We start from the raw sequence: 19,976 nt of genomic DNA on the forward strand, positions 1-19,976 counted from the left end.
CTCCTTCGTGGCGGACGCATCATTCCGCCATGAGACTGGCGCCTGCGACGCAGCTAGCGACGCTCTGTAAATGCGGCAGGGTCGCTGAAATCCGCTAGTCGGTCGCGGCCGAAAGGATGGGGCCGCCGTTGGGTCGCTGTATAAGCAACGCTGTCTTCAAGCCCACATCGGCACGAGGCAACAAAAACGAGGCCTTGCTCCCGTCCCAGGTCCCGAGCCTGTCCAAGCTCCGAACGACGTGGGTATGCTGCAATGTCGCACCGCCGTTTTCTCCGCGTGCTACCGGCACGGCTTCCACCCGCGGATCGTAGCGCACGAGCCATACATCGGCGTCCTCGGTTTCGGAGCCGGCGCCGACTTCGGCCCGGCCATTGTTAAAAGTCAGCGTAGGCCCCTTTAGCGGAGGAGTTTCGGTAAGTAGAGCCTCGACTTCGGAGAGGCTGTTTCCGACAGCCGTCGTCGCGCCGTTGAAGACCATCTGGGGTGTGTACGGACCGGCTTGTCTCAGGCCCGGCTCATAGGTCACCTGGCGTTCTGTAAATTCAGGCTTTCCGTACGTGTCCTTCCAGCCGAGATAGTCCCAGTAGGTCACGGAGAAGCTGAGTGCCAAAACATCCTTCCGGTTGCTGATCTTGATAAGGTTCGCATTGGCCGGAGGGCAGGACGAGCAGCCCTGACTTGTGAATAATTCCACGACGGTTGGCTGCCGGTCCGCTGCCGCCACGGGCATTGCCGCAGTTGCTGCTAAAGAACCAAAAAGCATGAATCTGCCGATGCTGCCGGGATATTTCATGATGGGACTCCCAATCAAGGCCGCGCCGGACGATCCGAGCGGTTGATGGGAATTCGCCGACGAGGCGAACATCGTTACACCTTCACGTCTTAGTGATCGGAAGATGGCGATGTAACAGCAGATCATCGGCGCGCGTATTGGAGACGATACAAATCACTGTCCGGAGAGATCATGAACCCGCTTCGCCCCATACTTCTTGCCGCAACCCTGGCTGTCGCTCCAGCCTTGGCTGCTCCGGCGCTTGCCCAACCGGTCTCGTTCGATGCGAAGGACGGTGTGAAAATTTATGGAGACTTTCGCCAGGCCGAGGGGCGTTCGCGTGGAACGATTCTCCTGTTTCACATGGCCGGTTCCAACAAGAGCGAATATGCACCGCTGGCGCCGGTTCTCAACAAGGCCGGGTTCAGCACCTTGGCCATCGACCAGCGCTCGGGCGGCAATCTCTGGGGCGACGTGAACAAAACCGCTGCAAAGGCAAAAGGCGGTTCAGAGTTCGCCGACACAATTCCCGATCTTGAGGCCGCCATCGCCTATGGCAGTCTACAACATGCAGGCCCAATTGCCGTTTGGGGCTCGAGCTATTCGTCAGCGCTCGTGTTCGTTCTTGCCGCCCGTCACCCCGAGGTGAAAGCGCTTCTCGCGTTTTCACCGGCGGAATATATCCAGGGATATTCGATCGAAGGGGAGGCGGCCAAGCTTTCGATTCCCGTCTTCATTACTTCAGCGCCCGACGGCGGTGAGATATCGAGCGGCGAGGCTCTGGCGAAGGCGGTGCGCGATCGCAGGGCGGTGCAATATATCCCGAAGAACGGCGTACACGGGTCGTCGACACTTCGGACCGACGAGGATCCGCAAGGAGCGTCGGAAAACTGGAAGCACGTCATGGCGTTTCTTGACGATGCCTTTCCGCGAACCTGACGTGGCGGTCTGTCAGAGCCAGCTAACGCGCCGGCTCTGGCGTGATTGTTTCAACCCGGCAGGTGATCGGCCAATACGTCTGGCTGCTTTATTTCCAACGCGCCTTCGAAGAGTTCGTCATATTTCGCCATCAAGGCCGCTGCAATCCGGCCACTGAGATGAGCCTGTCGTCCCTCTTCCCCTTCGAACGCGTCAAAGATCCCGAAGGTCGACGTATCGAAACGAACAGCAAACCATGCAACGGTCAACGGCTCCTGCTGCGCCAGCGCCTGTGCGCTTTTAAGGAAGGCCGCAACCTCCTCCTCTTTCCCGGACTTGGCTTTCAATTGAACGAATAGTGCAACCTTGGTCATGATTATCTCCTCTTTTTCAAAGCGCTGAATGGCCACTCACGGCCTCTTCGAGTGCTGATTTCATGGTCAGGAATCGTTCATCAACCGCGCCAGGATTGTCGCGATTGGCCGCGATCATCTTGGCGCGTGCCTCGCCGCCACGGATGACTTCGAAGGCATCGGATTCGATACCATCGATCAAGGCGTCCGCCACGGCACTCGCCGGCTCCCGGGTAAAGCCAAGTTCAGGCCCGGCCTTTGAGCTTCTCATCATCGGCGTGTCCGTTGGCCCGGGATAAAGCGTTAACACGTGGATGCCTTCGCCTTTCAACTCCCGGCGCAGCGCCTCGCTGAAGTGTGAAAGGCCTGCCTTAACCGCAGCGTAGGTTGTATAGAACGGCGCGCCGATGAGGGCGATACCGGACGTTACGTTGACAACTAGCGCATTGCCTGACGCTCGCAGATGAGGGAGGGCTGCCTGCGTCAGGAGGATCGGGGCGACTAGGTCGACCTCGACCATCGTCCTTATCTCTTCCTCGGTCGTCGTTTCCAAACGTCCTGCGCGAACACCACCAGCATTGTTCACTAAAATATCCAGGCTGCCAAGGATCTCAATTGCCTTATCGAGCGACAAGGCTCGCCCATCAGCCGTCGCAACATCAGCACAAAAGCCGGATACTGGCAGGCAGCCCGCTTGAAGATCTTTGACGGCTTTGGAGAGCCGTTCGGCATTTCGTCCGGTAACCACTACTCTCGCGCCCTTTCCAAGTAACGCTCGGGCGATGGCCAATCCGATACCACTGGATCCGCCGGTAACAAGAACACGTTTTCCTTCCAGATTCATCACTTGACCTCGCTTAGATTATTTTCGGTTTGGCTCACGCAGCCCAGGAAGACCGGAGCGCCTCGATAATTGCTTCCGGAGGAAGCCGCCTGCGGTAGTCTATTTCCGCATGAGCCAGCCGGGCGCGGCCATTGTTGCCGATGACAAACGTTGCGGGTATCGGAAGTTCGCCGCTGTCATCTCCATTAACAGCTGGCAGATCGACACCAAAAGAAGAGGAATAGGCAGCTTTAAGGTCGTCGGGAAGCTTATAGACGAGACCGAACTGTCGAGCGACCGCATTGCCGGCATCGCTGAGGACGTCGAACGTCAAATTGTTCTTCTCGATCATCCATAGGGAGCCGTCGGGCTTCTGCGGTGAAATCGCAATAAGGCAGCCGCCAGCATCAGCAATTGCAGGCAAAGCCCGTTCGTAGGCGGCAAGCTGGATGTTGCAATACGGACACCAGGTACCGCTATAGAAGGACAAGACCACCGGGCCACCGGCGAGCGTTTCCAGCAGTGAAATTGCTTCACCCCTGACGCCGGGGAGGGAGAATTCCGGGACTAGGTCACCAGACTTTAAAACACTGTCGAACGGAAACGTAGCTGTCAGTTCCTCGATCTTTGCGTTCAAGAACGCCGCGGCGCCGGGAGGTGCACTCGCCTCGAAGCTCGCGTTTTGGTCAGCGAGTTCTTGTTCAAGGCTCATTACCATCCATCCCTGTTTATGTTGGACACGTCCACGATTGCGTTTTAAATCAGTCGTTATAAAATGTATCTCTCAAACTTCCGGTTATGCTGGAGGCGCGATCAAATTTTTGAGAGTTGATGTCATGGCCCGGCCGAGAGAATTCGATGAAGAGAAAGTCCTGGAGCTGGCTGTCGAGCAGTTCTGGGAAAGGGGTTATGAGGCAACATCGATCCGAGACCTCGCCCAAGCCATGGGGCTGACGACCGCCAGCGTCTATAACGCCTTCGGAGACAAGCGCGCTGTCTACCGCCGTGCTTTGGATTTCTATATCGAGCGCAGCTTCGGTGATCGTGTCGGACGGTTCGAATCAAAGCCGCCGCTGCTTGCCATCAAAGCGTTTTTCGATGAAATCATCGAGCGATCGCTCAGCGATGTCAAACGCAAGGGCTGCATGTTGGTAAATTCCGCTCTCGAGGTAGCGCCTCACGACGAGGAATTCCAACGGGTCGTGGCCGAGGTGCTGGTGCAGGTCGAAGGCTTTTTCCTGCGTTGCGTGCGGAGGGGCCAAGACGATGGATCGATAACCAACGGGCAGGCTGCCTCCGATCTCGCCGGAACGCTTCTGAGCACTTTGCTGGGAATCCGAGTCCTAGCGCGCACGCGACCCGAACGAGCACTGCTTGAAGGCCTCATCAAACCCGTTCTCGGCTTGCTCGAACCTGCTGCGGCAACGCAATTGGAATCTGCGGTACCATGATCACATGCCACTTCGTTCAATGTCATTTTGCCATTCGTGCAGCCTTCGAAAAAAAACGGGAGCCCAGCTGTAACGATTATTCTTGTTCTCTCGAAATAGAGCGTATCGGATGAAGAATCCGGCGCGTGAAGAAGAATGGGCTTCCTGGATGCGATCCGCAATCGCGGGCGATAGCAGGGCCTATCAAAAACTGCTGATAGCCGTGGCGCCCCATCTGCGTGTGATGGCCCGTAAGCGATGCGAGCAGTATGGCGCGCCGGCAAGCGAGGCCGAGGACGTGGTACAGGAAGTGTTGCTGGCTATACATCTAAAACGCGGTACCTGGGATTCATCTCGACCTCTGGGTCCGTGGATGGCTGCTCTTGTTCGCAATAAGTTGATCGACAGCCTTCGCAGACGAGGGCGGCAGGCGAGCGTTCCACTGGAGGACGTCATCGCGATACTTGAAAGCGAGGAACGACTGGACGCTGGCGATCGCATGGATGTCGAGCAGATCCTGGCGCGCCTTAAGGATCCACAACGGACGATCGTAAAATCGATCTCGATCGAAGGTTCGAGCGTTCGCGAAACGGCGGAACGATTGAAGATGACGGAGGTTGCCGTTCGTGTGGCGCTCCATCGCGCCCTGAAAGCCCTATCCGCTCTGTATTCGGAGCAAGCCAAATGAAGACAGACCATCTCATTGAACTGATCGTGCAGGATGCTCCCGTTCGTTCCAATCTGAGCCATATGCTTCAGCAGGCGACGATCGCCGCGACACTGATCGTCGCGATCGCCTTTTTCTCTGCTATCGGTTTGCGTCCTGATATCGACAGCGCGATGGAAACCGTACGCTTCCTGTTCAAATTCGTGATCACCATCGCGTTGGCAGCAACCGGCAGCATTGCGATGTTCCGTATTGGCAAGCCGGGTGTGCCCTTGAAGTTATCGGCCTGGAGCCTGTTGATCCCCTTGGTCCTGGCGGTCGGGGCGGCAATCGTCGAGCTATCGGTGATGCCTGCGGCAACTTGGGCAGCGCGCATGGTCGGGCATAACTCCAGGCTCTGTCTGACGATCATTCCCTTGCTTTCGATAGGGCCACTGGCGTGTTTCTTGCTTGCACTTCGCCACGGCGCCCCGACGCGACCAGGACTTGCGGGCGCTGTCGCTGGATTGGCTTCGGCCGGGATTGCGGCCACGTTCTATGCCGCCAACTGCAACGATGACAGCCCACTTTTCGTCCTCTTTTGGTATCCTATTGCCATATCGGCCGTAGTGGCGACCGGAGCTTTAATCGGTCGCAGCTTCCTCCGCTGGTAGATTTATCTTTGGGGCAATCATCTTTCGTCAGCCCGGCCGCGGAGGGACAGTGGCCGATAGTCATGAGGCAGAGCCGTGCCCTCTCGACTCGAGCCGCTGATTTCTGGAAGGCGGAGGCAGCAACACGGGCGCGGGCGGTAACGGCTTCGACTTATGAGGACCCGAGCTTGAAATGCGCGATCCTGATACCGATCCGCAGGCCCGAAGTTTGGTGGTCGCTTGCGCAGGAGAAACGCTCACCCGTTTGCTGGCGTCCCAGACTAGCGGCAAGTGGAAAAGGGAAGTGGCGGTCAGGCTTCGAAGGGCCGATCGCCCGTACGCGACTGAAGATGACTGACTTGATCCAGAGGACAATATGACATCAAAACATATCAACGAACAATCACTTTCGAACTTCTGGATGCCGTTTACGGCGAACCGCCAATTCAAGGCCGCGCCTCGGATGCTTGCCGCAGCAAAGGGCATGTTCTTCGAGGATCGTGACGGCCGGAAAATCCTCGACGGGACTGCCGGACTTTGGTGTGTAAACGCCGGGCATGGGCGCGAATCCATTGCTGACGCGGTTCACCGACAGCTTATCGATCTCGACTTCGCTCCGACGTTCCAGATGGGCCATCCGATCGCCTTCGAATTCGCCGAACGACTTGGCGCGATTGCGCCCGCCGGGCTTGATCGGGTGTTCTTCACCAGTTCCGGCTCCGAATCGGTCGAAACTGCACTCAAGATTGCAATTGCCTATCAGCGGGCAATAGGGCAGGGAACCCGGACCCGTTTGATCGGTCGGGAGCGCGGGTATCACGGTGTCGGGTTTGGAGGCCTTTCCGTTGGCGGCATCGTCAACAATCGCCGGGTTTATCCTTTGCTTCCAGGGTCGGACCATCTTCGCCATACGCATGACCTTGGTCGCAATGCCTTCTCCCTCGGGCAGCCAGAACATGGGGCCGAACTGGCAGATGACCTGGAGCGGCTCGTCGCTCTACACGGCGCGGAGACCATTGCCGCCGTCATTGTCGAGCCGGTCGCCGGATCGACCGGTGTCCTTATTCCTCCGCTGGGCTATCTCGAAAAGCTGCAGTCGATCGCTCACAAACACGGAATCCTGTTGATCCTCGATGAAGTGATCACGGGGTTTGGTCGCCTCGGCACCCCGTTTGCGACCGAGTATTTCGGCATTGAGCCTGACCTCGTCAGCACGGCGAAGGGCTTGACGAACGGCTCTGTGCCGATGGGAGCTGTCTTTGCGAGCCGTCAGATTCACGATGCACTGGTGACCGGCCCCGAGCAGGTCATCGAGCTTTTCCACGGATATACATACTCGGGCCATCCCGTCGCGTGTGCCGCAGGATTGGCGACCCTCGACATCTACCAGGAGGAGGGCCTGTTGCGGCGGGCCGCGAGCATCTCCGAAAGGTGGCAGAGCGCTATCCACAGTCTTCGCGATCTGCCGAACGTCATCGATATCAGAACCGTTGGACTGATCGCCGGCATTGAACTGCAGTCGAGGCCCGGTGAGATTGGCGCTCGCGGGTATGATGCCTTCGTCAAGGCGTTCGAGCAGGGCGTACTGATCCGGGTGACCGGTGACATTATCGCACTCTCTCCACCTTTGATCGTCGACGACAATCATATCGACGAGATCGTCACCACCCTGAGCCGTGTCCTGCGATCAATCACATGACGTCCGTACAGAAAACAGCACGGCGCTTGATGCGTTAGGCCGAAGCCCTCATATCAGTGGGTGTAGATTTTAGATTAATATGATCCGCAAGCGGCGGGTCATCGAGTTGGGATTGCCCTTGTGAAGACCGAAGACTTGATAAACCTGATCGCGCAGGACACCCGGCGCCCCTTAAACCCTTCCTATATGTTATCGGGCGCCGTGGTCATCGGAGCTCTAATTTCGGGTGCGGCCTTCTTTCTGACGCTTGGGTTTCGACACGACATTTCTCAGGCAGTGGAAACGGTCAGATTCTGCTTCAAGTTCGTCGTCACTCTTTCCCTGTTTGCCACCGCAGTGACGCTGGTGGATCCGGCAATTCGGCCAGGCAGCGATTTCGGCAGGCGGCGTTGGTTGCTTCTTGTCGCGCCGATTCTGCTGCTGTCATCGACCATCGTCGAGCTACTGGTCACGCCATCTGATCTTTGGGTGACCAGGTTGATCGGTCACAATGCTTTGCATTGCCTGACAATCATTCCGGCTTTGTCCGCTTTTCCTGGTTTTTTTCTCTTTCTCGCCATGCGCCAGGGCGCCGCTGAAAATCCGGGGGGCGCTGGTGCACTGGTGGGTCTCGTCTCCGTCGGAATTGCGGCGACGCTTTATGCATCTAACTGCTTCGATGACAGCCCGCTGTTCGTCGCCACCTGGTATCCGCTCGCGACGCTGATCGTGGTGACTATCGGCTATTTCGGAGGCCGCCGCTTTTTGTGTTGGTAACGAGGCGCTAGGCGGCCGCAAGGCGCCTGCGATTTGCCCCTGCTGCAGCATTTTCACGAGCGATGGAAAACTGAGCCAGGAGCACATTCAGGTTTTCGGCCTGAGTCAGAGCACGGCCGCATTTCAGCATTGACACCATCTTCGCGTAGGATGAAGTCCGAGTATTCCATGCTGGCCCGCCTGTGCTCCGTGGCCATGAAGCCCGTGTCGGCAAGTGCTATCATCGAAATGGCAACGAGAGGTGGCAGTATTTTCAGGCGTATGTTTGCGTTCTTGAGGAAGGCCGCGGCATAGGTCCACTTGATGCATTAAACAACGTGCACTGTGTGTTTGTTCGATCCGGCTAGCCGCCTTTAACGGCAGTCACAACTTACGGAAACTGTTGCATTATATGATGAATGAATTCTGAATTTTCGGCTATTTTGGAACGATCATGATAAAATAAAATCGTTTGGCGTGGTCCATCACAAATATGTGATCGAAATACGCGTAACGAAAGGCCGAACGATTGCGAACTCCTGATGCGTTCAACAAGAGCGTCTATCAAACAGGAGAATTTCATGTCTGTTAAAACCGCTATTTCATCCGTCGTGCTCGCCGGCGCCGTTACCACTGCCCTCGCTTCGATGGTCGGTGCCGCTCCGCTTACGAAGGCCGAGGGCGCCGCTGCTGTCGCCGCTCGCAAGGAAAAGTGCTTCGGCGTCGCCCTGAAGGGCCAGAACGATTGCGCTGCCGGCCCAGGAACGACCTGCCAGGGCACCTCGACGGTCGATTTCCAGGGCAACTCCTGGAAGTTCGTTCAGGGTGGCACCTGCACATCGATCAAGCTGCCGAACGGCAAGCACGGTTCGCTGAAGGCGATTTAATTCGCGGCGAAACGCAAGCAAACTGGAAAGCGGAGAAGATCTATGAAACAGACCCACACTGACATGGCCGCGTCTTCATCAGAGACGCTTGCTTTCCGCTTTCCAACACACCCGATTGCTGGGCTGGCGGGAACAAGCTTCAAGCACGAACATTTTGCCGCCATCGCCGGAGAAGGGCCACATCGCGGGTTCTTCGAGGTCCATGCCGAAAACTACATGGGCGCAGGCGGGCCGCCACACCGAGCACTCGAACAGATCCGGTCCGATAACCCAGTGTCGCTTCATGGTGTCTGCATGTCGATCGGCGGACCTCAGCCGCTCGACAAAGCGCATCTTGAGCGCTTCCGATCTCTGATCGATCGCTACGAGCCGGCTTTGGTGTCGGAACATCTGGCCTGGTCGACCCACCAGACGACCTATCTGAACGATCTTCTTCCCCTCCCTTATACGCCGGAGAGCCTGGCGTGGGTTTGCGACCACATCGACGAGGTACAGGAAGCGATCGCACGCCCAATCCTTCTTGAGAATCCGTCCACCTATGTGACCTTCAAAGAGTCGACGATAAGCGAGACTGATTTCATCCGCTCGATCGTCCGGCGCACTGGTTGCGGGCTTTTGCTCGACGTCAACAACGTGTTTGTCTCCGCGACTAATCACGGCTTCTCGGCACTGGATTATCTTTCCGATTTTCCACTTGCTGCAGTCGGCGAGATCCACCTCGCAGGGCACGCCGAGCAGTCCGATGACGAAGGCGATCTGCTTTTAATCGACAGTCACGACGGCCCCGTCGCGGATGCAGTCTGGAAGCTCTACGAGATCGTCATCAGCCGCCGCGGCCCGATCCCGACATTGATCGAATGGGATAGCAATATACCCGATTGGCCGGTACTCCGTGGCGAGGCAATTGCCGCCCAGGCGATCCTGGATCGCTTCAGTTCCATCGCATTGCCGGATCAAAGCCATGCCGCAGCTTGATATCGTTTCCGAACGTACGAAACCCTTCACCTACGCAGAGGAGTTTGCGCCAGCCCTGACGAACCCCGAGATCGAAACGCCCGGCGGCATCACGGGTCCGAACGGCAAACAGGCGACCAAGCGTTTCAACGTCTACCGAAATAATGTCACGGTGAGCCTTATCGATGCGCTTGCCGGGATTTTCCCGGCTGTCCTGCGGCTCACAGGACCAGACTTCTTCCGAGCCATGGCGCGCTTTCATTTAAGAGAGACGCCGCCGAGCTCGCCGCTGCTGTTCGAATATGGCCGGGATTTTCCAGCATTTATCGAACGATATGAATACGCCCAGTCGTTGCCGTGGCTCGCTGATGTCGCGAGAGTAGAGCGAGCCTGGCTGGATGCATACCATGCGCCGGATGTCCACATGCTTGCCGCCGACGCACTCGCGTCCGTGCCGCCCGAGCGTCTCGCCGAGTTGGTTTTTACGGTTCATCCTGCGACCAGGATCGTTCGCTCAGACTATCCGGCGCTGACAATCTTTGCGGCCAACCGAGGTGATGATCCTGTCGGCCCCATCGAGGTGATCGACCCGGAAGACGCGCTGATCACGCGGCCTGATATGGAGGTGGTCGTGCGACACCTTCCTCCGGGCGGTGCAGAATTCCTGACCTTCCTCATTTCTGGCGAGCCTTTGGGCATCGCCGCGGCCAAGGCCGTCGATGCCTGCCCATCCTTCGATATCGCGGCCAGCGTAGCGGGCATGATCGACGCGGGCGTGTTTTCAGCCATTACTCTTGGAGACGCAAGATGATATCGTCCAACACACAAAAACCGTCCATCAAAGCTCGGATACAGCCGATCGTAGCGGTCGTCGAGATTGCGCAGAATGCCGTTCGCGCATTCGTACAGCCGGCCCTCGTTCAAGCCGTTATGAGGATTGCTCTTGCGGTACCCTTTTGGAAATCCGGTATTCTGAAATGGGACGGCTTCCTGCAACTGAACGACACGGCGGTTACCCTGTTTACCGATGAGTTTATGTTGCATCTACCGGGCGGCCCTTACCCATATCCGGCGCCGGTGGCTATGGCCTTCCTCTCCGGTTCGGCGGAGATCATTTTTCCAATCCTGCTGGTCCTTGGCCTCGCCACCCGGTTCGCCGCGACTGGCCTGCTGTTCATGACGCTGATCGTCGAACTGACCGTGCCTGACGGCTGGCCGATCCATATCACTTGGGCTGCGATGGCGCTGTCGCTTATGGCTTGGGGACCGGGAAAATTGTCGATCGATCGCATGTTAGCGCGATGGGCGAGGGGAAGCGCGATACCGCCCGGACGTGGACACGAAACTCATCTTTGAGGAACATGCGCCTTTGCGACTATCGAATTTGCGACAAAGCCGAGAAGCGTTGGTCCGGTGACACCTGCTCTATTCAAAACGGGTCCGTGCGACGTTGCTTGGCCCGTTCCTATTTCGCGCCTCAGGTCGGTGGCTCTGGGCTGGGCTGGGCTGGATGTGAAGTCGTGTGCTTCCTGACATGGCGTACCCTGCACTTGTTCGGAGGGTCACGTGCTGATTAGATGGGCGGGAGAGGGCCTGCTGGGGAAAAGCTGTATCGTGCGATTTTCCAATGTTCATCGCCTGTCTTTCGCAGAAGAAAGAGTTCATGGAAGGAAGCCGGTGCGCCCTCTCCAGTCCTGGTCGGTGTGAAAATCCCGGTGGTATCAGTGCGCACGTAAGCCCATTCCGGCGACATCTCCACAAGCTCCTGGATTGTGGTTTGCATCTCAAAGCGGATGAGCTGGAAAGTGCCTTCGTAGTTCGCCCGAACGGCGTTGGTACCCACCACCGCCGGCTGCATAAACGGCAACATCACCGGATCTTCAGAATAGAGCGGAAGTATCGCGTCGATGTTGGCGTCGTTCAGCGCCTGGAAATATGCAAGGATAGTGGTCTTGATAGCACCGCGCTTTGAGCTGTTCTCGGTCATTATAATGCCTTTCTGTTATTTGCGAACCGGTATCGTCCGCGGGAGGGTGTAAGTGCCGTCAATCAGCGTCGAACAGGAATGCTCACAATCGACTTCGATGGGTAGTAATTCCGTGGGTTGGGGAAAACTGTGCCAGCCAATATCGTGGGAGGTTGGGTTTGACCCGCTCCCCGTTTTGATAGGCGAAACAGCCTGCCCATCAGAACGTGATTACGATCTTGCCAACGTGTTGTGCGCGTGCCTGATATTCAAAGGCTTTTCGCACGTCCTCAAAACGAAACACCTCGGTGATCTTCGGAGAGAGCTGGCCACCTTCCAGCCCCTGGTAGATATATTGCTTGGCCTTTTCCATTCGCTCGGAGGTTGCCCACAACTCCATCATTGTGTAAGCCCTGAGGGCTAGACCCTTTCCCCACCCGGCCTGCGGGAACGTGCTGGGTTGTTCCGAGAGAGATCCGAACAGGAAAATGGTCGCGTCACGGGCCGCTGCTTCCGCCAGTTTTTCCAGATCGGGTCCACCCACCGGATCCAGGATCAAGCGCGCCCCCTCTCCTGAGGTGATCTCCTTCACACGTGCCGGGAGATCCTCCTCGTCCGAGGCGATCACGTGGTCTGCGCCTAGAGCCAGCAGGTCGTCCCGCTTGGCCGACGTCCGTGTCGCCGCGATTACGGTGGCGCCCTCGGCCTTTGCGATCTGGATGGCCGCAACACCAACGCTGCTCGACGATGCGCGGATGATGACATAGTCGCCGGGGCGCACGTTGCCGAACAAGATGAGTGCGCCGTATGCGGTGAGATGGCTGGTCCAGACCGCGGCAGCTTGGGTCGGGGACAGGTTAGGCGGTGCCTCCGTCAGTGCGTGGACAGGAAGTATCGCCTGTTCCGAAAGCACGCCGTAGTCATTCATGGAAAACCCGGGTATCGAAGACAGCCGCCGTCCGATCAAGCTTGGATCCACCCCTTCGCCCACCGCGGTCACAATCCCTACTGCCTCGTATCCAAGCTTCGAGGGCAGGCGCGGCTGCTCCACGTAGGTCCCCCTCACAAAGGCGCCTTCGGAATGGTTCAGCCCCACCGCCTCGACCCGCAGGCGGACTTCGCCATGTCTTGGCTCCGCCAGAGCCTGCTCCTCGATCTGCAGAACCTCGGGTCCGCCTAAGGCATGAAAGACAACCGTTCTCGTGAGGGCGCCCGCGGGGCTGGTCCCAAGATGGTTTGTCTGGCTGTGATGCTGGTTCATGACACGCTCCGTTATTGGCTGCTCAGCCATTAAGATGCGCGTTCGACGGTGAGCAAACTAGCCGACGCTCGCTTGCGTCAGTTTCAACTGCGTCTTGAAATTGAACTCAAAGTCCGCTGGGGAACAACAGTAGCCCCCAACGATATAACGAGAAATCGAGGCTGCTTGGATCTGCCGAGCCTATCCCTATGCATAGGGCGACCCAAGGCAGGACATGGTGTTTTACATCTTGATGTGCGGCTATGCCCATGCGAGCGGACGGCACCTTTACCCCAATATGGTCGGTGTAGTGCGTCATCATATTACGGGAACGGGGGAGGAGGCGTCTAACCGAGGCTACCTGCGAAGATCTCGGCCAAGCGTTCGCGCTTGAAATGCTGGAACACATGTTCGACGAAGGCGGATATTTTCGCTGGTCGAAGAGCGCGCCCGGAGTGGTAGAGGCTGATGGTGCCCGCGTCGACATACCATCGCGGCAATAATCGGATCAGCTCGCCGCTTTGCAGGTGACGCGCAACATCTGGAACGGCCACCAGCGCCACGCCCATTCCCAACAGCGCCGCCCGCACCATTGAGGCAGGATCGTTGAACACCGTGACCGGGTTCATTCGCGCCATAGCTTCGTCACCCTGGCTGTTGCGCATCATCCAGTTCCTTATCCGTCCGTGGGTTTCGGAGCGCATGAGAATCCCGTTGAGAGCGGACAGATCGTCTGGCGCCACAGGTGGCGTTCGCCCCGCCATGTACGATGGCGAAGCCACGGCGATGATATGTAGCGGCGCAAGTGCTCGCGCAGTGACACCCGGCGAAAGTTCGAAGCCGCCGCCGATAGCGAGATCGAATCCCTCGCCAACCAAATCAATTTGGCGGTTCGTAAAGCTCCAGTCGATCCTGACGGCGGGATAAAGCTCCGTAAATTCTGGGAGCAAGGGCAAAATGTAGTCCATCCCGAACGTGGTAGGCAGGCTGACTTTCAGTACGCCGGAAGGCTCCTGTCCGCCTGCGGTCGCGTCGGCGACTGCGGTCCTCAACTCTTCCAGCTTGTCTCCGATGCCCGCGAGCAGGCGCTCGCCATCCTCTGTCAGCGTAAGTTTCCGAGTGGATCGCTGAAACAGTCGCACGCCGAGGTTCTGTTCGAGTACGGCTACGTTGCGGCTCACCGCAGCAGCGGTGACCGACATCCGGCATCCGGCGGCCGAGAAACTTCCTTCCTCGGCGCTCCGCACAAACGACTCGAGGTTTTGCAGCGTTTCCATCAGATATCTTCAAGAAATTAGAACTTGTTACGACGACTACCGCCCAACCAGATGCAGCGTAAGGGGCAAAATGGATGTCATGGTTTCGAGGAGCACGCCATGTCGTAGACTGCACGCTGCGCCAGCGAAACACGAGCGCCTTGGCGCAAGACCACATCTCCCGTGAACTCCTCTCGCTCGCAGCCCCGCCCATATGAGGAGGTTATTAGGTTTCGTTGACGGCAACTGGCACCCACCACCAAAATGGAACCCAAGAAAATACAGACAAACAGCGGCAGCTCAAGCGAACGCAGACCTGCGCGCAAGATCTGTTCCAGGGTCAGCACTGCAAAGCCTGCGTCGTTGCTTGCACCCGCGTCACGTCGCCGGCGCGACGAGGCGGCATCGGTTGACCCCGTCCCGGCCAACCATGAACATGCCGGCTGGTCGGGATGCACAGCGGCCGCCATCAGGGCTCGGGGAGGCAAGGGTGAAACTCCACGTTTATGTTGCCTCTGATTGCCTTTGACCAGGGCAGATCTTGTTCGCATCATTTATGATTTCCATGGCTTGCGCTGGACCTAACTAGAACTGCCAGTCAACCAGCGTCTCGCCGCCGGAGACCTCAAGCACAGTGCCGGTGACGTAGGGATTGGTCATCAGGAACACGGCTGCATGGCCGACGTCGGCCGGATAACCGATCCGGCGCGCCGGGAAATTGGTTCGCACCTTCTCACGGACGTCCGCAGCATCTGTTGGAGACAAGAAGTTCCATAGGTCGGTATCGATGAACCCAGGCCGAATGGCGTTCACCCTGATGGGTCCGAGTTCGAGTGCCAGCGAGCGCGCCAGCGCCTCCACGGCGGCAAAAGTCGAGGTGACGGCTGTCATGCCGATCTTCGGGCGTGCTGCGATCCCTCCTGTCAGCAAGGTGATGGACCCATTGGAGGAAAGTTTTGGGGCCGCATAGCGTGCACATGCCCAGGAGCCAAGAAACTTACTCTCTGCATAGCTTCGCACGCCTCGCATGTCTTCGTCCATGAATGCACCCCAGCTGCCATCGGTCGGACCCGCGGCGACGAGCAAATGATCCAGACTGCCGATAGCGTTGAAGGCGGCCCGAACGGTGTCTTCGTCACTGATATCGAGCACTAGCTGCTCGAAGGGCGCCAGCTCCGGATGGTCTGCTACAGAGGCCGAGCGCCGGCTGGCGACTGTTACACTCGCTCCCGCCGCGTGAGCAGCCAGAGCCATGCCTAGCCCTATTCCTGTTTTCCCGCCGACGACGATCACGCGTTTTCCGGTGAGATCATAGGAAGGTGAATGTGGATGCTTCAATTCGTTCTGTGATGTGGTCATGATAATTTTCCTAAGAGCTACGGTTCTGGACGGATCAGGCGATCTGCCTGAGCACGCCGCCGTCAACGCGCAGCGCAGCCCCGGTCGTGCCAGATGCTTGCTCCGAGCATAGGTAAACGACCATGTTGGCGACCTCTTCCGTCGTCGTGAACCGTTGCAGCAGCGAGGTTGGCCGCATATTCTTCACGAAGTTCAACTCGGCCTGCTCTTGCGTAATGCCTTCGGAGGCGGCCGTTGCTTTCATCCAGTTCGATATGATTTCTGAACTCGTCGGGCCGGGAAGCACCGAGTTGATCGTTACGCCCGTCCCGGCAACGGTCTCGGCCAGACCTCGCGCGATCGCCAACTGCGCTGTCTTGGTCATGGCGTAGTCGATCATATCCTTTGGAATTGCGAGTGCGGATTCGCTGCTAATGAATACGACCCGCCCCCAGCCGCGCTCCGACATCTTCGGCAAATAATGACGTGCTGCCCGAACACCGCTCATGACGTTGAGTTGAAACAGGCTCAGCCAGTCTTCGTCTGTGAGATCGGAAAATGGTTTGGGATTGGCTGTGCCGGCGTTGTTAATTAGAATATCGGCACTGGGAGCTTGGGACGCAAGAACCGCGCTGCCTTCCTTCGTTGCCACATCCGCAACGACGCCGGTGATCTCGACGTCCTGGAAGAGCGCCTTGATCTCAGCCACCGCCGTGGCGACCCGGCCCTCGCTACGGCCGTTGATAACGACTGACGCGCCAGCGCGCGCCAAACCTTCTGCGATCGCCCGACCGATACCGGCAGTAGACCCGGTAACGACTGCGCTGCGGCCTGCAAGTGAAATGTTCATGATCGTTCTTTCTGATTGCGACGATCATTCTTCATAGCGCATGCCAAAAATAGCGATAACAAACCAAACCGGCATGATATTCATACTCAGATGGAATAAATGGCGACTACCCCGAAGGCAACCATCATCCGGCCTCACCGGGCGTTCGATAAATTAGAACTGCCCTTCTAGCGAGGCGGCCAAGAAGTCCGTCACGCGTCGGACCCGCGCGGAAACCAACCGACGTTTGGGCCAGATAAAGCTGACGTCTCTGGTGGCGTGGACATAATCTTTGAGGATTGTCACCACGTCAGGATGCGAAAGCTCGTCGACAAGGGACGCCTTTGTGAACATGCCAATTCCCACGCCGGCAAGCACACCCGCACGGATCGCCTCCACGCTGTTGGAGGTGAGGTTACCGCGCACAGCCACGCTAAAATGACCTTTTTGGCCGACGAACGGCCAATTCGCTGCCTCCTCGAAGCCGCCGTAAACGAGACAATTATGACGTGCAAGCTCGGCGGGCTCCAAGGGGACGCCGTGCTTTTCGAAGTATTGGCGCGAGCCTACGCACACGAGAGGAGTCTTTGCTACGCGCCTAACGACGGCATCGGGCTCCTCGACAGCTCCCACTCTTATTACCAGATCGACCCGATCCTCGACCATGTCTCGCCGAAGATCAGATAAAACTAGGTCCACTCGGAGATTAGGATATTCGGCCAGCAAATTCGGAATGACGGGCAGAATATGAAGTCGACCGAACGTAGTGGGTACCGCGATGCGGATCGATCCCGACATGTCGGCGCGGCTGCCCATGACTTCTCGATTGGTGTCTTCGATTTCCTCGAGCAGAGGTTTCATTCGATCGAAGTATCTTCGCCCCTGGTCCGTCAGGCTGACGTTTCGGGTGCTGCGATTAAAAAGTGCGACGCCAAGACGATTTTCCAGCGTACCGATCGCTTTGCTCACTGCCGGCTGTGACGTGCCGGTTCTCCGGGCGGCTGCCGTGAAACCGCCCGTCTCGACGACCGCAAGGAACACTTCGAGCTCGGAAAGCCTATCCATCCTAGGACCTCGAGATATCGAAGGTCGGAAGGCCTCCTACCATTCTAGCATCTCGTTTTAAACACATGTCAGTCCTCATAGTAGCCTTTAGGATCATGCAGCGATGGTTGTGACGCTACTTGCGCGCTTGGCGCCCCCCGCACATAAGGAAAAGTTATCCCTGCATCAAGGAGATCCGGCCCGGATGGCATCGATTACCACCCGGGTCGCTGCTGGCATATGCCGCTGATGCGAGTAACTCAGGAAGAACCCGGGGAACGCTTACTCCACTCAAGCAGAAGAGGCACAAGTTTGCCTGCCCCGACCAGGTCTTTGACCGTATCCTTGATACAGAAGGCGATCCCGATACTATCAGCCGCCATTTTTAAGGCGGCACGCCTGCCATTGACGATTACGCCAGCTGGAGGGCTGATCGAAAACCAGTGGCCTTTCTCATAGTAACAGGGTCGACGGTTCGATTCCTTTCAAGAGCGTAATTTACAACGTCAGCTTCGGCCGATATTGTTGAAAAAGTCGCTGTAGAAGGCTGCGGGTGCTTTCGAAATTTGGAGAGCGAACCGATCTATTGCCCGACAAGATGGTCGGGTTGCACGTGACGTTCGAGGTTGAACTCATAAAACAGTGCCGCCTGCATCACCGTCCGATCGCGCATCATTGCCGCTTCCCCCTTGCCACACGCCGAGTGAACCAGCACTTTGGGCCGATAGCAACAGCGACTTTTTCAACAATATCGGCGCCGCGATTGCGGTCGTCCAGAAGCGGCCGCTACTCAAAGCGGCGTTGTTTATCACTGGTACCCATGACTTCGCTACAGTCGTCTTGCTCCGAGGTTATCGAAAGGACGACCGCTTGCTCACAACCGTCAACCGGATCGGTCGCCCGATTGACGACGTCGCGCCTCAACATCAAATACTATCGAACGAGGCTGATCGTCGTCTCATATTTGAGGGCAAAGAGCGGCGTCCGTTGACGGAAGACGCGAAAATCTCGGAATTAAAGGCAAAGCAACGCCGGCCCTTTATCGACGGCCGTTTCGCCAATCTTCGAAGCATGCATGCGTCAAGGCAAGCGAGGCGATGACAGGCATGAGCTTGTGAAATGGCAGCGGCCGGCTGGATTGTAGCGGGATCGGTAGGGATTCCGCGATTTCACCGAGCGCCAATCTCGCCAGTATTCGGCCGAGTTGCGCCGTCATGGCGATGCCGCGGCCGTTGCAGCCGATCCCTCCGAAAAAGCCGTCACCGAAACGGTAAAGGCGTGGCAGGAAATCCGGCGTCATGATCGCCATTCCGCTCCAGACGATCTCCACGCCTGGATGGCGCGGCAGGCCGAGTTCGGATGCGAGCCGGTCGACGACGGCGCGGCCGACGCGCTCGAAGGCACCGATCGGATTGATCGCCATGCCGCCGCTGATCAACCTGTTGTCGCGATCGAGCCGATAGGTGAAGAGGTTGGAGCGCGTATCGCCGACGGGCCGGCGATTTGGGGCGATCCGCGCAACAGTTTCGGCATCGATCGGCTTTGTTGCCACTTGATATACCTTTAACGGCACGCCCGTTCGGCCCATGCAGGAAGCTATGCCGCTTGTGAAGGCGTTGGTGGCGAGGATGACGACATCCGTTTCGATTTCATGGCCTGCAAGGCCGACGCGCCAGGTACCGCCATGTCGCTCGACGTGCTCAACCGCACAGTTTTCGCGGATCTTGCCGCCGCGCCGCATGACCGCGCCTGCGAGCCCATAGAGATAATTCAGGGGGTGGAGGGTGCCGCCTGAGTGATCGATCAATCCTCCGGAATAGATCTCCATACCGGTCTCGTTCCGGATGGCGCCGGCATCGAGAAATTCGACTGGACGGCCAAGCTCCGTCCAGTCCTTCGCCCGTTGGCGCAGGATCGCAGCCATATCGTCGCCATAAGTGGGCTGCAGCCAACCAGTCTGCGCGGCATCGCACGAAATCTGCTCCTCCGCGATGGTCGCAAAGATCTCGTCTGCCCCTGCGCCGACGAGCGACAACAGCGCATCCGCCTGGTCGCGCGGCAGCTTCTGACGGACGGTCGCCGGATCGGCCTTGGCGAAATTGGGAACGACGAAGCCGGCATTCATGCCGCTGGCACCGGCGCCCAATCGTCCGGCTTCGAGGACGGTGACAGAGCGGCCGGCGCGGACGAGATGAAGTGCAGTGGTCAAGCCGGTGAAGCCGCCGCCGATCACGATGACGTCTGAGCGGGAAGGCAGGTCGCGGGAAAGTTCAGGGGCAGGGCCGGCTGTCAACGTCCACAGGGTCGGATTGGTGGGGCGAGCGGCACTGCTGGGCATCAGCGGGGGTCTCTCAATTAAACTACGCCAGATAGCTGTCACCATAGATCAGCCGCTGAAAGGATTGCGCCAGGATGATTTCAAGCGAGGCGCGC

Annotated in this window: 21 protein-coding genes; 10 read left to right on the top strand and 11 right to left on the bottom strand. The window is 57.9% G+C overall.

What is annotated here, in order from left to right:
• Nucleotides 1-94: 94 nt before the first annotated feature.
• Nucleotides 95-793 carry a DUF1223 domain-containing protein gene (locus FP026_RS25175; protein ID WP_149637314.1) on the bottom strand — a complete coding sequence of 233 codons (699 nt, stop codon included), beginning with the start codon at nucleotides 791-793 and terminating at the stop codon, nucleotides 95-97.
• A gap of 171 nt (nucleotides 794-964) precedes the next feature.
• On the opposite strand from FP026_RS25175, the gene FP026_RS25180 reads away from it, so the two are divergent.
• On the top strand, nucleotides 965-1,711 hold the full coding sequence (locus tag FP026_RS25180; RefSeq protein ID WP_149637315.1) for an alpha/beta hydrolase: 747 nt from the start codon (nucleotides 965-967) through the stop codon (nucleotides 1,709-1,711).
• Nucleotides 1,712-1,761: 50 nt separating this feature from the next.
• Here the strand turns inward: FP026_RS25180 and FP026_RS25185 are convergent, their stop codons facing one another.
• From FP026_RS25185 to FP026_RS25195, 3 genes are read right to left on the bottom strand one after another with little or no spacing between them, the layout of a single operon-like run.
• Nucleotides 1,762-2,064 (bottom strand): putative quinol monooxygenase, encoded by a 303-nt coding sequence (locus FP026_RS25185; RefSeq protein WP_149637416.1) that lies wholly within the window; start codon nucleotides 2,062-2,064, stop codon nucleotides 1,762-1,764.
• 16 nt (nucleotides 2,065-2,080) lie between these two features.
• On the bottom strand, nucleotides 2,081-2,887 hold the full coding sequence (locus tag FP026_RS25190; RefSeq protein ID WP_149637316.1) for an SDR family NAD(P)-dependent oxidoreductase: 807 nt from the start codon (nucleotides 2,885-2,887) through the stop codon (nucleotides 2,081-2,083).
• Nucleotides 2,888-2,921: 34 nt separating this feature from the next.
• Nucleotides 2,922-3,578 (bottom strand): peroxiredoxin-like family protein, encoded by a 657-nt coding sequence (locus FP026_RS25195; protein ID WP_149637317.1) that lies wholly within the window; start codon nucleotides 3,576-3,578, stop codon nucleotides 2,922-2,924.
• 124 nt (nucleotides 3,579-3,702) lie between these two features.
• On the opposite strand from FP026_RS25195, the gene FP026_RS25200 reads away from it, so the two are divergent.
• The 9 genes from FP026_RS25200 (at nucleotide 3,703) to FP026_RS25240 (ending at nucleotide 11,226) form a co-directional block, all read left to right on the top strand.
• Nucleotides 3,703-4,317: a TetR/AcrR family transcriptional regulator gene (locus FP026_RS25200; protein WP_149637417.1), complete on the top strand. Its 615-nt coding sequence runs from the start codon at nucleotides 3,703-3,705 to the stop codon at nucleotides 4,315-4,317.
• Between the two features lie 109 nt (nucleotides 4,318-4,426).
• Nucleotides 4,427-4,984, top strand: coding sequence for a sigma-70 family RNA polymerase sigma factor (locus FP026_RS25205; protein WP_149637318.1), 558 nt, complete (start codon nucleotides 4,427-4,429; stop codon nucleotides 4,982-4,984).
• Complete coding sequence (locus FP026_RS25210) at nucleotides 4,981-5,616, top strand: NrsF family protein (protein WP_149637319.1); 636 nt, start codon at nucleotides 4,981-4,983, stop codon at nucleotides 5,614-5,616. Before FP026_RS25205 ends, FP026_RS25210 begins: the two co-directional genes overlap by 4 nt.
• A gap of 355 nt (nucleotides 5,617-5,971) precedes the next feature.
• Nucleotides 5,972-7,294, top strand: coding sequence for an aspartate aminotransferase family protein (locus FP026_RS25215; protein ID WP_149637320.1), 1,323 nt, complete (start codon nucleotides 5,972-5,974; stop codon nucleotides 7,292-7,294).
• Between the two features lie 120 nt (nucleotides 7,295-7,414).
• Nucleotides 7,415-8,050, top strand: a complete 636-nt coding sequence (locus FP026_RS25220) for an NrsF family protein (protein WP_149637321.1) — start codon at nucleotides 7,415-7,417, stop codon at nucleotides 8,048-8,050.
• 560 nt (nucleotides 8,051-8,610) lie between these two features.
• Nucleotides 8,611-8,916, top strand: coding sequence for a BufA1 family periplasmic bufferin-type metallophore (locus FP026_RS25225; protein ID WP_149637322.1), 306 nt, complete (start codon nucleotides 8,611-8,613; stop codon nucleotides 8,914-8,916).
• Between the two features lie 63 nt (nucleotides 8,917-8,979).
• Nucleotides 8,980-9,891: an MNIO family bufferin maturase gene (gene bufB, locus FP026_RS25230; protein ID WP_149637418.1), complete on the top strand. Its 912-nt coding sequence runs from the start codon at nucleotides 8,980-8,982 to the stop codon at nucleotides 9,889-9,891.
• On the top strand, nucleotides 9,878-10,681 hold the full coding sequence (locus tag FP026_RS25235) for an HvfC/BufC N-terminal domain-containing protein (RefSeq protein ID WP_149637323.1): 804 nt from the start codon (nucleotides 9,878-9,880) through the stop codon (nucleotides 10,679-10,681). The genes bufB and FP026_RS25235 overlap by 14 nt, the downstream gene beginning before the upstream one ends.
• Nucleotides 10,678-11,226: a DoxX family protein gene (locus FP026_RS25240; protein ID WP_149637324.1), complete on the top strand. Its 549-nt coding sequence runs from the start codon at nucleotides 10,678-10,680 to the stop codon at nucleotides 11,224-11,226. Before FP026_RS25235 ends, FP026_RS25240 begins: the two co-directional genes overlap by 4 nt.
• 217 nt (nucleotides 11,227-11,443) lie before the next feature.
• On the opposite strand, the gene FP026_RS25245 is transcribed toward FP026_RS25240, so the two are convergent.
• The 7 genes from FP026_RS25245 to FP026_RS25280 form a co-directional block, all read right to left on the bottom strand.
• Nucleotides 11,444-11,857 carry a YybH family protein gene (locus FP026_RS25245; protein ID WP_149637325.1) on the bottom strand — a complete coding sequence of 138 codons (414 nt, stop codon included), beginning with the start codon at nucleotides 11,855-11,857 and terminating at the stop codon, nucleotides 11,444-11,446.
• A 199-nt stretch (nucleotides 11,858-12,056) separates the two neighbouring features.
• Nucleotides 12,057-13,097: a zinc-dependent alcohol dehydrogenase family protein gene (locus FP026_RS25250; protein ID WP_149637326.1), complete on the bottom strand. Its 1,041-nt coding sequence runs from the start codon at nucleotides 13,095-13,097 to the stop codon at nucleotides 12,057-12,059.
• Nucleotides 13,098-13,423: 326 nt separating this feature from the next.
• Nucleotides 13,424-14,353: a LysR family transcriptional regulator gene (locus tag FP026_RS25255; protein WP_149637327.1), complete on the bottom strand. Its 930-nt coding sequence runs from the start codon at nucleotides 14,351-14,353 to the stop codon at nucleotides 13,424-13,426.
• Nucleotides 14,354-14,917: 564 nt separating this feature from the next.
• A complete protein-coding gene (locus tag FP026_RS25260) occupies nucleotides 14,918-15,691 on the bottom strand; it encodes an SDR family oxidoreductase (protein ID WP_149637328.1) in 774 nt (257 codons plus the stop codon).
• A 34-nt stretch (nucleotides 15,692-15,725) separates the two neighbouring features.
• A complete protein-coding gene (locus FP026_RS25265; protein WP_149637329.1) occupies nucleotides 15,726-16,520 on the bottom strand; it encodes an SDR family NAD(P)-dependent oxidoreductase in 795 nt (264 codons plus the stop codon).
• Nucleotides 16,521-16,673: 153 nt separating this feature from the next.
• Nucleotides 16,674-17,564: a LysR family transcriptional regulator gene (locus FP026_RS25270; RefSeq protein ID WP_149637330.1), complete on the bottom strand. Its 891-nt coding sequence runs from the start codon at nucleotides 17,562-17,564 to the stop codon at nucleotides 16,674-16,676.
• 1,018 nt (nucleotides 17,565-18,582) lie between these two features.
• On the bottom strand, nucleotides 18,583-19,881 hold the full coding sequence (locus FP026_RS25280) for an NAD(P)/FAD-dependent oxidoreductase (RefSeq protein ID WP_149637331.1): 1,299 nt from the start codon (nucleotides 19,879-19,881) through the stop codon (nucleotides 18,583-18,585).
• Between the last annotated feature and the right edge of the window lie 95 nt (nucleotides 19,882-19,976).

The organism is Martinezella tropici (assembly GCF_008370325.1).
In the GTDB taxonomy this organism is placed as follows: Bacteria; Pseudomonadota; Alphaproteobacteria; order Rhizobiales; family Rhizobiaceae; genus Rhizobium; species Rhizobium tropici_B.

What these genes read in the sequence shown, in the direction of transcription:
- FP026_RS25175 (WP_149637314.1), bottom strand. Translation starts at nt 793, where the DNA reads ATGAAATATCCCGGCAGCATCGGCAGATTCATGCTTTTTGGTTCTTTA.
- FP026_RS25180 (WP_149637315.1), top strand. Translation starts at nt 965, where the DNA reads ATGAACCCGCTTCGCCCCATACTTCTTGCCGCAACCCTGGCTGTCGCT.
- FP026_RS25185 (WP_149637416.1), bottom strand. Translation starts at nt 2,064, where the DNA reads ATGACCAAGGTTGCACTATTCGTTCAATTGAAAGCCAAGTCCGGGAAA.
- FP026_RS25190 (WP_149637316.1), bottom strand. Translation starts at nt 2,887, where the DNA reads ATGAATCTGGAAGGAAAACGTGTTCTTGTTACCGGCGGATCCAGTGGT.
- FP026_RS25195 (WP_149637317.1), bottom strand. Translation starts at nt 3,578, where the DNA reads ATGAGCCTTGAACAAGAACTCGCTGACCAAAACGCGAGCTTCGAGGCG.
- FP026_RS25200 (WP_149637417.1), top strand. Translation starts at nt 3,703, where the DNA reads ATGGCCCGGCCGAGAGAATTCGATGAAGAGAAAGTCCTGGAGCTGGCT.
- FP026_RS25205 (WP_149637318.1), top strand. Translation starts at nt 4,427, where the DNA reads ATGAAGAATCCGGCGCGTGAAGAAGAATGGGCTTCCTGGATGCGATCC.
- FP026_RS25210 (WP_149637319.1), top strand. Translation starts at nt 4,981, where the DNA reads ATGAAGACAGACCATCTCATTGAACTGATCGTGCAGGATGCTCCCGTT.
- FP026_RS25215 (WP_149637320.1), top strand. Translation starts at nt 5,972, where the DNA reads ATGACATCAAAACATATCAACGAACAATCACTTTCGAACTTCTGGATG.
- FP026_RS25225 (WP_149637322.1), top strand. Translation starts at nt 8,611, where the DNA reads ATGTCTGTTAAAACCGCTATTTCATCCGTCGTGCTCGCCGGCGCCGTT.
- bufB (WP_149637418.1), top strand. Translation starts at nt 8,980, where the DNA reads ATGGCCGCGTCTTCATCAGAGACGCTTGCTTTCCGCTTTCCAACACAC.
- FP026_RS25235 (WP_149637323.1), top strand. Translation starts at nt 9,878, where the DNA reads ATGCCGCAGCTTGATATCGTTTCCGAACGTACGAAACCCTTCACCTAC.
- FP026_RS25240 (WP_149637324.1), top strand. Translation starts at nt 10,678, where the DNA reads ATGATATCGTCCAACACACAAAAACCGTCCATCAAAGCTCGGATACAG.
- FP026_RS25245 (WP_149637325.1), bottom strand. Translation starts at nt 11,857, where the DNA reads ATGACCGAGAACAGCTCAAAGCGCGGTGCTATCAAGACCACTATCCTT.
- FP026_RS25250 (WP_149637326.1), bottom strand. Translation starts at nt 13,097, where the DNA reads ATGAACCAGCATCACAGCCAGACAAACCATCTTGGGACCAGCCCCGCG.
- FP026_RS25255 (WP_149637327.1), bottom strand. Translation starts at nt 14,353, where the DNA reads ATGGAAACGCTGCAAAACCTCGAGTCGTTTGTGCGGAGCGCCGAGGAA.
- FP026_RS25260 (WP_149637328.1), bottom strand. Translation starts at nt 15,691, where the DNA reads ATGACCACATCACAGAACGAATTGAAGCATCCACATTCACCTTCCTAT.
- FP026_RS25265 (WP_149637329.1), bottom strand. Translation starts at nt 16,520, where the DNA reads ATGAACATTTCACTTGCAGGCCGCAGCGCAGTCGTTACCGGGTCTACT.
- FP026_RS25270 (WP_149637330.1), bottom strand. Translation starts at nt 17,564, where the DNA reads ATGGATAGGCTTTCCGAGCTCGAAGTGTTCCTTGCGGTCGTCGAGACG.
- FP026_RS25280 (WP_149637331.1), bottom strand. Translation starts at nt 19,881, where the DNA reads ATGCCCAGCAGTGCCGCTCGCCCCACCAATCCGACCCTGTGGACGTTG.